Below are 15,198 nucleotides of genomic sequence, written 5' to 3'. Positions count from 1 at the left end.
TACTCTTGTTATCCGCTTTTTACCCTCTCCAGAAACTCTTTCAAATTCTCTTTGATAATCTCTTCCAAATAGCCCACCGAACTTCAATCCCATTTTGTCTCAGGTAATCCACGCCTTTTCCATTGACTTTAGGATACGGATCCATGATCCCGACCACTACTCGGGCGACTTGCGCTTTAACCAGGGCTTCGGTGCAAGGAGGGATGCGGCCGTAATGAGCGCAAGGTTCCAACGTACAATAGACGGTGGCACCTTTTGCTTTTTCCCCGGCCATCCGCAATGCGTTCACCTCGGCGTGCGGGCCTCCAAGATGGGAGGTATGACCTCTGCCGACGATCTCCCCGTCCTTCAAGATGATGGCTCCCACCGGTGGGTTGGTTCCCGTTTTGCCTCGCGCCTTTCTTCCTTCCAAAACGGCTTCATGCATGTATTCAAGATCGGTTTTCATGGTGATTTTCCCTCCTGGAAGTTGAATCGGTAAAAGAACTCATAATAGTCGGCGCGATAGGTCAGAAAGCAATATTCGATCAAATGGTTGTTCGGGTCAAACACCTTGCGAATGACTCGAACAACGGGGATGTTCGAGTTTTTTGGCACTGCAGCTCCTTACGTTCTTGTGTGGTTACAAAATCAGCGATCAGTCTTTCCTCGCAGGTAGTGGGAGGAAACCCCAGATACTCAAGTGATCTGTATAAAGACGCATTGGCTTGATTTATCAGTTTGTACAGTTCGTCTATCACGGGATAATGGGGGACATATGAGCGGGAAATTCCGACCAACATATCATTCAGAAATTGCTCCGTGTGATAAAACAGCACAGGTGGATTCAGTTCATTTTGAAGAGTATCTGGAAGTTCCTTCTTTTGCTTTACAATCTTCAGTTCCAGGATATTTTTTAGCGCCTTGCTTCCGTATGCGGGGAGCACTTTTTCCTTGAGACAGAATCAACCCGTCACGGATCAGTGCATTTACTGCAGATTGAATGGTAGCTGAGTGACATTGTACTTCTTCATTAGTTCTAGGTTTGTTGGAAAGGCTGAATCGGGAGGAATCTTGCCCGAGATGATTTGGTCCCTCAACTCTTCGTAAATCTCTTCCCAAACACTTTTAGACACGTTGTTCGGCTCCTTTGCTTACATAATGATCAGGGGACAATTAGATAATCTAAAATAATCTATATTTATGTAATCACGAGTCATTATACAATAGATTCTGAAAAAAGCCTTCCCAAGCCCTAGCCTGGGGAGGTATTCCTTAAGGGATAAACCATTGGCAAAAGAAGACAATAAAAATGGACTCCTTCTGTTGATGGGGAAATAAACGATTGATCATAACAAAAGAACAGCGAAGAAAAGGGGATACGATGACAAAGAGAATAGAAATCATAGAGGCTGGATGGAACTTTGACAACAGCTACGCCCGCTTGCCGGAAATATTTTTTTCCGAGGTTGACCCAACCCCGGTGCGCGAACCGAAGTTGGTCATCCTCAATGAACGGTTGGCGACATCTCTGGGATTGAACGTCGAGGCATTGCAAAGCGATAAAGGTATTGCGGCGCTGGCGGGCAACCGGATACTCGATGGCGCTTTGCCGCTCGCCCAAGCTTATGCGGGGCATCAATTTGGCCATTTCACCAAATTGGGGGACGGTCGGGCCCTGCTGCTGGGCGAGCAGATCACGCCCCAAGGAGAGCGGATGGATATTCAACTCAAGGGTTCAGGCAGGACTCCTTACTCCCGCGGGGGTGATGGCCGGGCGGCGCTTGGACCGATGTTGCGCGAATACATTATCAGCGAAGCCATGCATGCGCTTGGCATTCCCACTACCCGCAGCTTGGCCGTGGTGACGACCGGTGAGCCGATCATCCGCGAAACGCTCTTGCCTGGCGCCATTCTGACCCGAGTGGCTGCCAGCCATCTGCGTGTCGGCACGTTCCAATACGCAGCGAACTGGGGAACCGTGAACGATCTCCGTACCTTGGCCGATTATGCCTTAGAGCGGCATTTCCCCGGCTTTGACGAAGTGGAACACCGCTATCTGTTCCTTCTTCAGGAGGTGATCAAGCGTCAGGCGGTGCTGGTCGCCAAATGGCAATTGGTTGGCTTTGTCCACGGTGTGATGAACACCGACAACATGACCATCAGCGGGGAAACCATTGACTACGGCCCTTGCGCCTTCATGGATACGTATGACCCGGCTACGGTATTCAGTTCCATCGACACCCAAGGGCGCTACGCTTATGGCAACCAGCCGCCGATTGCTGGGTGGAATCTCGCTCGATTTGCCGAAGCCTTGTTGCCGTTGTTTGATGAAAATCCAGAGCGAGCAGTCGAACTGGCCCAAGAGGAGGTTTCCGGTTTCATCCAATTGTATCGCCGAGAATGGCTCGCGGGAATGCGAGCAAAACTGGGGTTATTCAATGAAGAAATAGAGGATCAATCCCTGATTGAAGACCTTCTCCAAATCATGCATAAGCATCGCGCGGACTATACCAATACGTTCCTCGCATTGACTTTTGATCGGACAGAGGATACCTGCTTGTTCGGGAGCCCGAAATTTGCCGAATGGCATAAGCGTTGGCAGGCGAGACTGGGCCGGCAGGTGGAATCCAAAGAAGACTCGCACCAGCTGATGCGAAACAGCAACCCGGCGATCATTCCCCGGAACCACCGGGTGGAAGAAGTGCTGGAAGCCGCAATAAATGGGGATACCAGCGTCATGGAGCGTTTTCTTGATGTCCTCTCCAGACCCTATGCGCATACCCCCGATCAGGCTGAATACGCCAAACCTTCGGAATCAACCCGCCCATACCGCACCTTTTGCGGAACGTGATGGAAAAAAAGGAAAACCGCCTTCCCCGGGGTTTTTGGGGGGCGGTCTTTTTTTGCTTGACGATGAAGGATAGCATGATTCGTTAAGTGGGAGTCATACAGCCTCCGGATCTTCACCTTTCCGTTTTTGATGATGATTTGATCCGCTTGAACCTCAAAGTCCATGTTCACCTCACTCCACAGTGAAGAATGATAATGGAATAACACCTGAAAAATGGTTTCGATATCACAAAAAATGTTAAAATGAAAGAATCCACGAACATTTAGTAAGTTTTATGCAACAAGTTCCATCGAAATGAAAGAAATAGGGGTGAGATCATGGAATTTGAATATCACATTACAGTCAACGATTTAACGCTTGCTGACAAGGAAGCTTTTGTAGAGCTTTGCAAATCGGAACAGGTGAAACCGCTTATGATCGTCTTGGATAAAGGAAATCACATCCATCAACCCATGTTTACAGGAGTTATTAAAAGTGCGGATTTTCATGAAGCAAATAAAGAAATCGAAAAGATTGTAGCCAAGTTTAAAGAAAACGGATTTACAATCATGAGAAAAAAAGTAGAGACTCCTCCGAAGCATGAAAAGTATTTCCATCAGCCAATAACGAAGCATTTTAAACCTTATTTTGAATGGCATGGCAAAGTAGAAGTTGATGATATGGCCATGGTAAAGAATTTATGCGAGGGGCTAGGCGGACATCTTTCAAGGAACTCGTTGAATCCCAATGGGAAAGTAAGATTTATTACAGTAAGAGAATATAAAAGCAAGGAAAAGTTCTATGAGAGAGTACAAAAGATCCATTCCGTTTTGCAAGCAAATAAGATCGTGGTTTTGAAAGAACAATATGAATTATGCATCTATGACAGCAGAGAAGAATTGGATAGCGGATGGATTTCATAAAATATTTAGAAATGGGAGACAATCATCATGATTAAGCGAGAAGATATAAAGAATATGAATTATGAAGTAAGAGAACTCGTGGTTTTAGAGGCGCTTTTGAGGAGAATATCTCTTGTGAATATGCCATTTGTTTTAAAAGGCAGCCTATTGACGAGACAATATTTGGATAACCCCGATATTCGGTATGTCGATGATATCGACTTTTTGTACTTGGGGAAAATCAAAGATGTTGAACATGCGCGTGAAACATTTACCAACTGGATGATTCAAGTGACAGAAATGGATCTGGACGATGGAATCAAGTTTAGAAGTTTTCGAGAGAATGCGTTTTGGAGATATATAGACTATGCGATGGCAGACGATTTTCCAACGATAAATACGGATCTTGAATATTATTTCACTGATGAACCAGGGAAATATCGGGAGCTTTATCTGGATGTTTCGTTTAACTTGGAAATGGAAATCGAACCCGTTCCATTGGAGTACCGCCCCGTTTTTGGTGACAGTTTCATTGTTCCGTACTCCGTGCCCCTCTCCATCCAGGTTGCTTGGAAACTGCATCAAACCATTGTGAGACCAAGGTTTAAAGATCTTTATGATTTAAAATATTTATTATCTCATTCATCCTATGATCACCAGGCACTTAAAGAAACATTGCAAACTCTCGTCAATGAATGCAGCATGGATCCATCGATTACAAAAGAAGATATAAAAAAGATCTTGGTGGATGATTTAACTGGCTTGTATCATTCATTATCCAATGATTATTTCCTAGTAAAATATGCTGATAGCAACAATCATGAAGAGTATTTTATGAAGTTTGTGACTGATTTGCGTAAAATCATGGACCGTGTGGGTATGAATGAGAGTGCCTATGATCATTTGCCAAGCCCCACATACAAAAAATTGTAGCCGGGATCAATGATTAGCATCCTCGCCATATGGAGGAGATTAATTTATTTTTCCAGCATGCGGTAACATATTTTAAAAGCAATAAATAGTGCATGGCCATCCGCGATGGTTGTTCGATTGTGTCTCATTCGTCACCCAGCTACGATTTACCAATCAGGCCTTCCCCTCTTTTAATGGCGTGTTGGCTATGGAGATGACATCCGAAGTGCTGTGAGTTCCTGTGCGCAAAGGAAAGAGAAATCGTGATGAAAGGCGAGGCGAGTTGAGCCTCGCTTTTTAATATGGTAAGATAAACCAACCGAATCGGAAAAGTAGGTGGTATCGATGAAAAAGCCGAATCGTTTGATTCATGAAAAGTCGCCTTATCTTCTGCAACATGCCTATAATCCTGTTGATTGGTATCCATGGAGCGAAGAGGCATTTGATAAAGCAAAAAAAGAAGATAAACCCATTTTTCTTTCTATTGGGTATTCTACTTGCCATTGGTGTCATGTAATGGAGAAAGAAAGTTTCGAAGATGAAGAAGTAGCTTCTTTGTTAAATAAATACTTTGTTCCTGTAAAAGTAGATAGAGAAGAACGGCCGGATGTCGATCATCTGTATATGCTGGTTTGCCAGGTGATGACGGGACATGGTGGCTGGCCGCTGACGGTGATTATGACCCCTGATAAAAAACCGTTTTTTGCGGGAACTTATTTTCCGAAGCATGCCCGGTATGGACAACCTGGTCTGATCGATATTCTGACGAAAATCGCGGATGCCTGGACCCACAATCGTTCTCAGGCGGATCAGGTCAGTGAAAAGGTGCTGGAAACGATCCAGGGCTATGTGGAAAATGTGGAGCATGGTGATTTGGATCCCCATCTTTTTGATCAGGCGTTTGAGGAGTTTTCAGAGCAATTTGATGATCGTTATGGCGGCTTTGGAGGTGCTCCGAAGTTTCCGCGCCCGCACGATTTGCTGTTTCTATTGCGTTACTACAAACAGCATCAGGAAGAAGAAGCACTCCACATGGTAACAGAAACACTGGAAGCGATGCGGCGGGGTGGCATTTTTGACCATTTGGGGTATGGATTCGCCCGTTATTCGGTGGATCGCAAATGGCTTGTCCCCCATTTTGAAAAGATGCTTTATGATAACGCCTTGCTGGCGCTTGCCTATTTGGAAGCTTTCCAGGTGACGCAGGAAGAGCAGTATGCCCAGGTAGCCCGGGAGATTTTTACCTATGTCTTGCGGGATATGACCTCACCAGAAGGCGGATTTTATTCCGCTGAAGATGCGGATTCTGAAGGGGTAGAAGGAAAGTTTTATGTGTGGACACCTCAAGAGATTAAGGAAGTCCTGGGTGAAGAAGAAGGGGAGCTGTTCTGCCACTGCTATGATGTCACTGAACAGGGGAATTTTGAGCATGGGACAAGTATCCTGAACCAGATCGAAGTGGAGTTGGAGGAGATCGCGGAGCATTACCAGCTCTCCCTGGAAGACCTGGAAAAGAAACTGGAACAGGCAAGGGAAAAACTGTTTCATCACCGGGAAAAACGGGTTCATCCACACAAAGATGATAAAGTGCTTACCTCCTGGAATGGGCTCATGATCGCGGCACTGGCTCGGGGAGCACGGGTTCTGAACGATATGGAGTATGCTGAAGCGGCAGAACGTGCCTATCGCTTTATCATGAAGCATTTGCGTCGGGAAGATGGGCGACTGCTGGCGCGTTATCGGGATGGGGAAGCCAAGTACCTGGCTTACCTGGATGATTATGCGTTCCTCGTTTGGGGATTGATGGAGCTGTATGAAGCCACTTTCCAGACGGAGTTCCTGGAACAGGCCATCGAGCTCACCAATCAGATGATGGACTTGTTTGGCGATCCTGATCAAGGTGGTTTCTTCTTCTCAGGAAAAGATGGAGAGGAGCTCATCCTTCGCTCGAAAGAATTGTATGATGGAGCGTTGCCCTCTGGCAATTCAGTGGCAGCCTATAACCTGATTCGATTGGCGAAGCTTACATCGGATGAACGTCTGCTGAAAGAGGCTGATAAACAGCTGAAAGCTTTTGCCAAAACGGTAGCGAATGCTCCAACGGCTTATTCTTTCTTTTTAATCGCCATGCAGTTTGCGATCGGACCGACAAAGGAAATTGTCATCGCAGGTGACCCGACACATGTCAAAACCAAAGAGATGATCAAAGAAGTACAGCAAACCTATCTCCCGGAAGCTGTGGTTGCTTTATATCCACGTCGTTTGGGAGCAAACACCATGAAACTGTGGCTTCCATTGGTGGATGGAAAAGAAGCGGCTTTGGATGATGCAACGGTATACATTTGTGAGAATTACAGTTGCCAAGCGCCGATTTCAGATCTGGATGAGTTGCGGAAGAGATTGGGGAAAATAGAGTGAGTGGCAGATCGGAAGACAAAGTCATGAGTCTGGATCATGCATGTTAGACTAGAGTAAAACGAAAATGGGTAGTGTCTGGACAGATCCGTTTTTCTCATTCAGTTGAGCAACTTTTGCCCGTTTTGATAGAGCGGGAGTGAAACGGAAGAGGAAAACCGGCATATAACGAGAACTTTGTCAACAAGCTGAGCCCTTGGTCATTTCCAAGGGCTTTTACATATGGTAGTTTCTGAATAAAATGTCGAATTCATAAAGTTTTACTTTCAATTAAATAGAAAAATATTATTTAACTAAAATAAATAAATATTAAGTGCTATTTTGATATAATTATTCTTGAATCCATACAAATAAATAATTTTATTCATTTGTATAATAAGAATCTTTGGGTTACTGTTATGGAAGGGGATGCGCAATTTGAAATTGGAGCATAGCGAAATCGGTCAGTTGCTCAGAAGGAGGCGGAAAAGTCTGGGTTTGCGTTTGGAGGACCTCGCAGATGAATCCATCTCGGCAGCAACGATCAGTAAAATTGAACGTGGAATCCCAAGTGTTTCACAAGAGATGTTTGACTGTTATCTAAGCAAATTGGGGATATCCGATCTGCAAGAGCTGGTAGATGTACAAGTGGACCAAGAAACCAAAGAAGAGGAAATAAAGACAAAGTTGTTTATGATCAAAAGCCTGTTGGATCATGCGGGTCCTTCGATCGCTTTGGCAAAACTGAGAAGTCTGGATATTTCCAACCATCCAAAGTATTTACCAGAAGTGAAGTATTTAAAAGGAAAGGCTTACTTTATCAAGCAAAATTATGAGAAAGCCAAAAAATACTTTTATGAAGCCATTTCGATTGTCGAAAACCATAACCAATCGATTGGAGCCATGGCCTATTGTTATCTGGGAATGATTGAATACAACCAGAGTAACCTGTATCAGGCGATCGACTATACCGATCTGGGACTCAATATTATTGAGGAATTGAACGATGAAACGTATAAAGAAGAAAAATATATGCTTCTATTAAATAAAATTATCTATCTGGAAAAATTGGATCGGAATAGTGAAGCATTTGGCTTGTTACAGGAGTTGTGGGAACACAAGCATAAAATCGAAACGATCCAGATCAAGTTGAATATGTACGAGCTGTTTGCACTGATTCTAAAGAAAGCGAAACTGTATCATCAGGCCATCCGATACGCCAAAGAAGGCATCGAAATGGCTCGTCGGAACAAAGAACATAGCCGGGCTTTTGACCTTTGGACATCACTGGGTAAAATCTATTTTGAAATGGGAGAACTTGATGAGGCTGAGTTTTGCTATTTAACCGCTTTGGAATTGCGAGACAAAGTGACGTCCAAAGATTTATTGATCGATACTTATGCTGATTTAGGAGAACTTTATTCTTATCAAAAAGAATGGCAGTTAGCTGAAGAAAACCTGAATGAAGCACTGAAAATCGGGAATAGATATAATGGATTCAAAGTAGCCAAAGTATTAGAAATGAAAGGAACTCTCAAGTATCATACAGGACAACATGATGAAGCGATCCATTGTCTGGAGAAAGCTCTACAGTTATTGCAACAATATGGCTCCATCAGGCAGCAACAACGTATTTTACTGCGTTTGTCCAAGTATTGCAAGGACAAGAGTCAAGAAAAATATTACTATTATTTAGACAGATTATTTGATACGGAGGAGGAATTAAACTGATGTTAAAGAAGTGTGCTGTTTACCTAAGCTGTTTGGTAGTCTTTGCGTTTGGGATCTTTACTACCGTTTCAGCTGCAACAAGCCTGGAAACAAGTCCTCCTATTCAAAATACAGAGCCAGTTGGACCATAATGTCGGGAACATGCTAGTGATTGGGTTACGGATATAAGGCCAAGCCTTAAGGAATATCTCTTAAGGCTTGGCTTTTTTATGGATTAAACTCAATGGATATTCTGCATGGTCAGGAAAAGGAAAACCGGCATATAACGGAAACTATGTCAACAAGTTGGGCATCGGCTGGAGTCGGTGCTTTTTTTTGAGTAAAACAAGAATAAAGCATCCAAAGAATCAGGCATATTTGGGCGCCTGATTTTGTTTTTTCCAGGGCAAAGCCCTTTACAATGGACAAGTTATTACATTATAATAATTATAAAATAATACTTATAATAAATAAAGAATAATAATAATCATTCTCATCGGAGTGCGGCTCGGTTCAGAGCCGCATGCGTCGTTTTTCATGAATTAAGAATGATTTTCACTAAGGAAAGGTGGAGTACCATGAATGCTTTATATCCACTGGAAAAGAAAATCCAACCTTTAGAGACCAGGAAAGCAAGACGATCTGTTTTTATAGAGAAATGTACACAGCATGGAGAAATGATCGCAGCCATGAGTTCGGGGATCCTCGTGCTGCTCGCGTATCTCTGGGGAAACCCGTCCTCCTATTTATCCACTGTGCTCTTTTTACTGGCTTATGTGATCGGGGGATTTGCCAAAGCCAAAGAGGGAATTCAAACGCTTGTTCATGAAAAAGAGTTGGATGTGAACTTACTGATGATTTTTGCCGCCATCGGAGCGGCGATGATTGGTTACTGGTTGGAAGGGTCCATGTTGATCTTTATTTTTGCGGTGAGTGGGGCACTGGAGAGTTATACGGTGGCCAAAAGTGAGCGTGACCTGTCCAACCTGATCAAAATGAAACCAGAAACAGCTCGCATTCTGGATGAACATGGACAGGAACGTGAAGTGCGCATTGAAGAGTTGAAGAAGGACGATCTGATGATTGTTCGCCCGGGAGAGCGGATCGCCGCAGATGGTATTGTACAGGAAGGATTTTCATCTGTGGATCAATCCATGATTACAGGTGAACCGTTACCGGCTGAAAAAGAGCCGAATGACGAAGTGTTTGCCGGAACCATCAATGGATCTGGTTCATTGGTTGTCAAAGTGACACGGGCAGGAGAAGAGAGTGTTTTTGCCAAGATCATTCGCCATATTGAACAGGCACGAAACGAAGTACCGGTTACACAAACACGCATCGAAAGATTGGAGAAAGTGTATGCCAAAGCGGTTCTCGGTATAACGGCCCTGTTGCTTGTGCTTCCTCATTATCTGTTGGGCTGGAATTGGTCTGAGACCGTATATCGGGCGATGGTATTCCTGGTAGTAGCTTCTCCATGTGCATTGGTGGCTTCCATTATGCCTGCCGTCTTATCTGCGATTTCAAACGGTGCACGAAAAGGGATTTTATTTAAAAGTGGCTATCAGTTAGAGATGTTATCGGATGCCAGAGTGGTGGCTTTTGACAAAACGGGAACCCTGACCCAAGGAAAACCGAAAGTGACAGATTTCCTTGTCTTTCAGGAAATGGCCCGGGATGAATTGTTGGCAGCGGTTGGTTCGATTGAGTCATTATCTGAACATCCGATTGCACAGGCGATCGTTCGATTTGCCCAAAAAACGAAAGAGAAATGGAGCCGTCCGTCTGAGTTGCAAGCAATCACGGGTTGGGGTGTAAAAGCGAAGTATCAGGGCGAAATATGGCGAATCGGAAAACCAAAAATGTTTGGAAATATGGATGGGGAAATTAGTCAAGTCGTAGAAAAGATGGAGCAAGAAGGAAAAACCGTTGTGCTTGTAGAGAAAACCGGGAAGGTGGTTGGATTGATTGCGCTACAGGACACGGTGCGTCCAGAGGCGAAAGCCATCGTGCAACAATTGAAACAAATGGGTCTGAAGGTAGCGATGTTAACAGGTGATCAACAAGTCACAGCGGAAGCGATTGCGAAAGAAGTCGGCATTGATTTGGTCTATAGCGATTGTTTACCGGAAGATAAGGTATCCATTGTCAAAGACTTGCGTGAACGATTTGGGAAAGTGGTCATGGTTGGGGATGGAGTGAATGATGCTCCAGCGCTGGCTACCGCCAGTATCGGAGTTGCCATGGGGGGAGCAGGTAGTGATGTGGCTTTGGAAACAGCAGACCTGGTATTAATGAATGATGATTTGGATCGGATTCCACAGGTACTTCGTCTGGGTAAACGGGTTCAGCGTATTGTGAAACAGAATATGGCATTGGCTTTAACAGTCATTTGTCTGCTGATTTTGGCAAACTTCTTGCAAGTGATGACATTGCCCTTCGGTGTAATTGGACATGAGGGGAGCACGTTATTGGTCATTTTAAATGGGTTAAGGCTGTTGCGGTGATCCATGATGAAATAAAAATGGAAAGCCTTTCTCTTCGTGCGAAGGAAAGGCTTTTTTTGTTCAGGATTTGGTTGCTTTTCCCGTTTTCAAATCGAATTGATGAGGTTTAAAGGAAACAAGACGTCCAGTCGTATGGAAGATCCGATGTGGTTTGTTTTCGTGGCCATGCTCAGCTAGCCAGGCATAGCCCGCTTTTTTGGCTTCTTCATCGGAAGTGGCAGAGAGAGCGTCATTAAACAATACTTTTCCATCCTCATCATAAACTGTCATATGATACATTTTTCATCCCCCACACGTATTTGGTTTATTTATAGATATGATTTTTTGTAATTGAATGGAAATGAGATGGAAATATACTCACAGCTTGTTGACAAAGTAACCGTTATGTGTCCGGTTTGCCAATAATCTTCATATACATTCATTTTTAATTTCATTATATATTTTTTTAATTCGTGTTTCACTTATGTAAAAGAATAAATATCTTTAGCATTTCCTCCAGTGCATCTTTTATAATGAATAGGGTCGCAGGAGTGAAAGGAGCTGAAATTATGCAACAATCATGGTCCATTTATAAGTATCGGATCTTATTGCTTGTCATCGCAGTAGCTGGAATGACCCAGGGACTATTAAATCCGCTTCTAAGCACCATGCTGGAGGAACAGGGGGTTCCTTCCATCATCAATGGTTTGAGTGCCGCGGCTTTATATATCGGTATCATAGTTATTGCTCCTTTCTGTGCTCCCATACTGCAACGTTTGGGATATCAGCGAAGCATTTTTTGGGGATTGGTTGTTACGACATGCGCTATTTTCCTCATCCCCCTCATGCCCGGACTTTGGTCCTGGAGTGTACTCCGTTTTTTTGTGGGAATCGGAGACAGTCTCCTTCATTATGGAACGCAGCTATGGATCACAATAGCTGCACCAGAGACTGAGCGGGGAAAGCGGATTTCCCTGTATGGACTGATGTATGGAGTTGGCTATGGAATAGGGCCACAGGGGATTCATCTGCTTAGGTTTGGAGAAATGACACCCTTTCTTGCATTGGTTGGAGTCATGGTTATTGCGATTTTATTGGTATATAAACTGGATCTTCAGGCCCAAACAGAGAAACACCAGGAGAAACTCTTATCGGTGCCGATTGTGCGTATTTATCGTTTGGGATTGGTCGCATTATGTCCTGCCTTGATATATGGGCTGCTGGAAACGGTGATGGCTGTCAATTTTCCGATTTACGGTTTGCGGGAAGGGATTTCAAAGGAATGGGTTTCGATCCTCATCACTGCCTTTGTCTATGGTTCACTGATTTTACAGGTTCCGCTTGGAACGTTAAGTGATCGCCTGGGCAGAAAGAAAATACTGGTTGTCGCCTGTACGATCGGAAGTATGGGGATGTTGATGGTCCCCCTGGTAGGAAATCATGTGTATCTTCTGTTCATGATTCTGGCGGTTACAGGTGGCTTTGTAGGCTCTCTGTTTACACTGGGCCTTTCTTATTTGACTGATTTGCTGCCTCCTCATTATTTGCCAAAAGCCAATGCCATCGCATCGGTTCATTTTAGTGTAGGAAGTATGATCGGGCCTTATATGGGCGGATTTTTCATTCAATATCTGGGGGGAGGCTCCTTGTTTCATTTTATTGCTGTCGTTTTAGGTGGATTCGTCTGCCTTGCTTTGGCCTATCAACCGCCCAGAAAAGAAGAAAAACAGATCAGTACGGCGATCTGATGAGAATGTAGAGCCAGTCTGGAGTTTTGGCATGGGGGTTCCTTTTCAGGTGGAGTGAAAAGGAACGGCTCATGTCAATGTAAATTGAAAACCATCATAAGCAAGCCAGGTGTTGGGGAAAATTTCCTGTGCTTCAGCTAGCAAAGCTTTACATGCTTCTTCATCAAATCGTGTGCTGATATGGGTGAGAATCAGATTTTTTGCCTGTGCAGTACGAGCGATTTCCGCTGCCTGGACATTGGTCGAGTGGAAATAGGTCTCCGCTCGGTCTTCCAGACCTTTCCGGTAAGTGGATTCATGAACCAACAGATCCACATCTTTGGCCAGTTCGATTGCAACTGGAGTAAACTTCGTATCTCCGAGAACCGCCATCTTCTTTCCTTTTTTGGGGGGAGAGACAAATTCTTTGCCATCCAGGGTTTGTCCATTGGGAAAAGTAATGACTTTTCCCTGTTTCAGTTCTTTATAGTGTGGGCCGGGTGGAATACCCAGGGATTTTAACCGTTCCACTTGCAGCGAACCTGGCTGGTCTTTTTCCATGAGTCGGTAACCATAAGAAGGAATTCCGTGTTCCAGCAAGCGGACAAAGATGGAAAAGTGCGGTTCTTCCCATGTCATTCCATCATCAATTTCTACAACATGCAGTGGATACTTTAAATAGGTATGGCTTGTTTCCAGTGTGACATCAATAAATCTTCGGATCCCTTTGGGGCCATATACTGTGAGTGGACTTTCTGCCCCTTGAAATGAACGGCTACCGAGTACACCGGGCAATCCGTACAGATGGTCACCATGGAGATGAGTGATGAAAATACGGCTGATTTTGCTTAATTTGATGGGGGTGGAAAGAATTTGATGCTGAGTGGCTTCCCCGCAGTCAAATAGCCAAATGTCTCCATGATATTCAGGCAAGAGAAGAGCAGCAGCTGAAACGTTACGCGTTTTGGATGGAATGCCAGCCCCTGTCCCCAAAAAGTAAAAATTCATGGGTTTGTGACACACCTTTCCTGGGAAGATGAAAGATACTGTAAAATCTTGATCATGAAGTATGTAGATAAATAAGATTGGTATAATATAAATGATCAAGTATTTGTAGAAATCCATTTGTTCGAAAAAAAGGAATGGATTCTATATTTAGATAGGGGATTGAAATGCATACAGCTGTTACTATTACTTTGATCGTGTTACTAATTCTGTTGCTGTTGAGTCTGGCTTACTATCTTTTTTGGATCATAAAAAAACCAAGCCCTCCCTTTAAGGAACCAGAAACCCGTTTGTCTCCCAAAGAATGGCGAGATGACGAAGTAACGATTGGGTGGGTCGGGCATTCGACTGTTTTAATCAATTTGTACGGTTACATTATTTTAACAGATCCTGTGTTTGGAAAGCGAGTAGGCATTCGACTGGGCCGGGGAGAACGATGGATTCTGGGAACCAAAAGACATACGGCTCCCGCCATTTCCATTGAGGAAATCGGGAAGGTTGACTTGATTTTGCTTTCGCATGCACATATGGATCATTTTGATATTCCAACTCTTCGAAAGTTGGCCAGACCGGAAACGAAAGTGATTACACCAAAAGGAACAGCACGTTTGCTCAGGAAAATGCCATATGGACAGGTGATGGAGATGGCAGATGAAGAGAGCATGGAAGTCGATCATCAGGTCAAAATTAAAGGGGTTCCTGTACGACATTGGGGAAATCGCTATCCGTGGAACGTAAAGTATGGATACACAGGCTATTTGATCGAACGAAATGGTGTCCGGATCTTTTTCCCTGGAGATACCGCTTATACCCCTCGTTTTCGCAAGCTAAAAGAAGAAGGGGAAATTGATATTGCGATTATGCCGATCGGTGCATATACACCGGATTCCTTTCAATGGGCACACTGTACGCCAGAGCAGGCCTGGAAGATGTTTCAGGAAATGGAGGCCAAATGGTTTATACCGATTCATTGGGATACGTTCGTTTTATCTTATGAACCTGTTCATGAGCCGCTTGAACGGTTATATAAGGCAGCAGGGGATCAGGCGGATCGCATTGCATTGACCAGGCATGGGCAAGCGTTTGTGTACCAGAAACAGGAGAAAAAACAACCCATATACACCTAAAAAATTTTCATTCTGTTTGGAATCCGTTTCTATCTTTTTGATACTGGCGGGAATGGTGACAAACCAGCAAATGACGAAAACTTTGCCAACAAGCTGGCCAGTATCCACAATTGGGATACTGGC

The 15,198-nt window shown here is 44.1% G+C and carries 14 protein-coding genes and 1 pseudogene; 9 read left to right on the top strand and 6 right to left on the bottom strand.

The annotated features are described in order from the left end of the window. Positions 1 to 40: 40 nt before the first annotated feature. The 3 genes from ribD to BMZ78_RS19540 all read right to left on the bottom strand — a co-directional run bounded on the left by ribD (position 41) and on the right by BMZ78_RS19540 (position 1,115). A complete protein-coding gene (gene ribD / locus BMZ78_RS03625) occupies positions 41 to 448 on the bottom strand; it encodes a bifunctional diaminohydroxyphosphoribosylaminopyrimidine deaminase/5-amino-6-(5-phosphoribosylamino)uracil reductase RibD (protein WP_093228069.1) in 408 nt (135 codons plus the stop codon). 79 nt (positions 449 to 527) lie between these two features. Then, complete coding sequence (locus BMZ78_RS19545) at positions 528 to 926, bottom strand: UTRA domain-containing protein (protein ID WP_093228067.1); 399 nt, start codon at positions 924 to 926, stop codon at positions 528 to 530. 42 nt (positions 927 to 968) lie between these two features. Beyond that, a complete protein-coding gene (locus BMZ78_RS19540) occupies positions 969 to 1,115 on the bottom strand; it encodes a GntR family transcriptional regulator (protein ID WP_093228066.1) in 147 nt (48 codons plus the stop codon). 248 nt (positions 1,116 to 1,363) lie between these two features. Here BMZ78_RS19540 and BMZ78_RS03610 point away from each other — a divergent pair, with 248 nt between their 5' ends. From BMZ78_RS03610 to BMZ78_RS19325, 6 genes are all read left to right on the top strand, one after another. Further along, positions 1,364 to 2,833 (top strand): protein adenylyltransferase SelO, encoded by a 1,470-nt coding sequence (locus BMZ78_RS03610; protein ID WP_093228302.1) that lies wholly within the window; start codon positions 1,364 to 1,366, stop codon positions 2,831 to 2,833. Between the two features lie 317 nt (positions 2,834 to 3,150). After that, positions 3,151 to 3,735: a hypothetical protein gene (locus BMZ78_RS03605; protein ID WP_093228064.1), complete on the top strand. Its 585-nt coding sequence runs from the start codon at positions 3,151 to 3,153 to the stop codon at positions 3,733 to 3,735. 27 nt (positions 3,736 to 3,762) lie between these two features. After that, entirely contained in the window at positions 3,763 to 4,647 is an 885-nt protein-coding gene (locus BMZ78_RS03600) for a nucleotidyl transferase AbiEii/AbiGii toxin family protein (RefSeq protein WP_093228063.1), read from the top strand. A 324-nt stretch (positions 4,648 to 4,971) separates the two neighbouring features. Continuing rightward, positions 4,972 to 7,044 (top strand): thioredoxin domain-containing protein, encoded by a 2,073-nt coding sequence (locus tag BMZ78_RS03595; protein ID WP_093228061.1) that lies wholly within the window; start codon positions 4,972 to 4,974, stop codon positions 7,042 to 7,044. A gap of 414 nt (positions 7,045 to 7,458) precedes the next feature. Beyond that, complete coding sequence (locus BMZ78_RS03590) at positions 7,459 to 8,751, top strand: tetratricopeptide repeat protein (protein ID WP_175482266.1); 1,293 nt, start codon at positions 7,459 to 7,461, stop codon at positions 8,749 to 8,751. After that, positions 8,751 to 8,882 carry a hypothetical protein gene (locus BMZ78_RS19325; RefSeq protein ID WP_281244531.1) on the top strand — a complete coding sequence of 44 codons (132 nt, stop codon included), beginning with the start codon at positions 8,751 to 8,753 and terminating at the stop codon, positions 8,880 to 8,882. Before BMZ78_RS03590 ends, BMZ78_RS19325 begins: the two co-directional genes overlap by 1 nt. Positions 8,883 to 8,971: 89 nt before the next feature. Here BMZ78_RS19325 and BMZ78_RS19535 read toward each other — a convergent pair. Then, positions 8,972 to 9,028, bottom strand: a pseudogene (locus BMZ78_RS19535) (CRISPR-associated DxTHG motif protein); the annotation flags it as partial. Between the two features lie 280 nt (positions 9,029 to 9,308). Here BMZ78_RS19535 and BMZ78_RS03585 point away from each other — a divergent pair. After that, positions 9,309 to 11,237 carry a heavy metal translocating P-type ATPase gene (locus tag BMZ78_RS03585; protein WP_093228058.1) on the top strand — a complete coding sequence of 643 codons (1,929 nt, stop codon included), beginning with the start codon at positions 9,309 to 9,311 and terminating at the stop codon, positions 11,235 to 11,237. A gap of 60 nt (positions 11,238 to 11,297) precedes the next feature. Here BMZ78_RS03585 and BMZ78_RS03580 read toward each other — a convergent pair whose 3' ends face one another. Next, positions 11,298 to 11,516, bottom strand: coding sequence for a YhzD family protein (locus BMZ78_RS03580; protein ID WP_093228057.1), 219 nt, complete (start codon positions 11,514 to 11,516; stop codon positions 11,298 to 11,300). Positions 11,517 to 11,785: 269 nt separating this feature from the next. Between BMZ78_RS03580 and BMZ78_RS03575 the strand changes: the two genes are divergently transcribed. Further along, positions 11,786 to 12,964, top strand: a complete 1,179-nt coding sequence (locus BMZ78_RS03575) for an MFS transporter (RefSeq protein WP_175482265.1) — start codon at positions 11,786 to 11,788, stop codon at positions 12,962 to 12,964. 69 nt (positions 12,965 to 13,033) lie between these two features. On the opposite strand, the gene rnz is transcribed toward BMZ78_RS03575, so the two are convergent. Beyond that, positions 13,034 to 13,951 (bottom strand): ribonuclease Z, encoded by a 918-nt coding sequence (gene rnz, locus BMZ78_RS03570; protein WP_093228054.1) that lies wholly within the window; start codon positions 13,949 to 13,951, stop codon positions 13,034 to 13,036. A 164-nt stretch (positions 13,952 to 14,115) separates the two neighbouring features. Between rnz and BMZ78_RS03565 the strand changes: the two genes are divergently transcribed. Then, entirely contained in the window at positions 14,116 to 15,075 is a 960-nt protein-coding gene (locus BMZ78_RS03565) for an MBL fold metallo-hydrolase (RefSeq protein WP_093228052.1), read from the top strand. Positions 15,076 to 15,198: the final 123 nt, after the last annotated feature.

This window comes from Thermoflavimicrobium dichotomicum, assembly GCF_900114055.1.
In the GTDB taxonomy this organism is placed as follows: Bacteria; Bacillota; Bacilli; order Thermoactinomycetales; family Thermoactinomycetaceae; genus Thermoflavimicrobium; species Thermoflavimicrobium dichotomicum.
Note: the sequence above shows the minus strand (reverse complement) of the source record. Positions and strands in the feature narration are given on the sequence as shown.

Coding starts and splice junctions, on each gene's coding strand:
- BMZ78_RS03605 (WP_093228064.1), top strand. CDS start 3,151: ATGGAATTTGAATATCACATTACAGTCAACGATTTAACGCTTGCTGAC.
- BMZ78_RS03595 (WP_093228061.1), top strand. CDS start 4,972: ATGAAAAAGCCGAATCGTTTGATTCATGAAAAGTCGCCTTATCTTCTG.
- ribD (WP_093228069.1), bottom strand. CDS start 448: ATGAAAACCGATCTTGAATACATGCATGAAGCCGTTTTGGAAGGAAGA.
- BMZ78_RS19325 (WP_281244531.1), top strand. CDS start 8,751: ATGTTAAAGAAGTGTGCTGTTTACCTAAGCTGTTTGGTAGTCTTTGCG.
- BMZ78_RS03565 (WP_093228052.1), top strand. CDS start 14,116: ATGCATACAGCTGTTACTATTACTTTGATCGTGTTACTAATTCTGTTG.
- BMZ78_RS03610 (WP_093228302.1), top strand. CDS start 1,364: ATGACAAAGAGAATAGAAATCATAGAGGCTGGATGGAACTTTGACAAC.
- BMZ78_RS03600 (WP_093228063.1), top strand. CDS start 3,763: ATGATTAAGCGAGAAGATATAAAGAATATGAATTATGAAGTAAGAGAA.
- BMZ78_RS03575 (WP_175482265.1), top strand. CDS start 11,786: ATGCAACAATCATGGTCCATTTATAAGTATCGGATCTTATTGCTTGTC.
- BMZ78_RS03580 (WP_093228057.1), bottom strand. CDS start 11,516: ATGTATCATATGACAGTTTATGATGAGGATGGAAAAGTATTGTTTAAT.
- BMZ78_RS03585 (WP_093228058.1), top strand. CDS start 9,309: ATGAATGCTTTATATCCACTGGAAAAGAAAATCCAACCTTTAGAGACC.
- rnz (WP_093228054.1), bottom strand. CDS start 13,951: ATGAATTTTTACTTTTTGGGGACAGGGGCTGGCATTCCATCCAAAACG.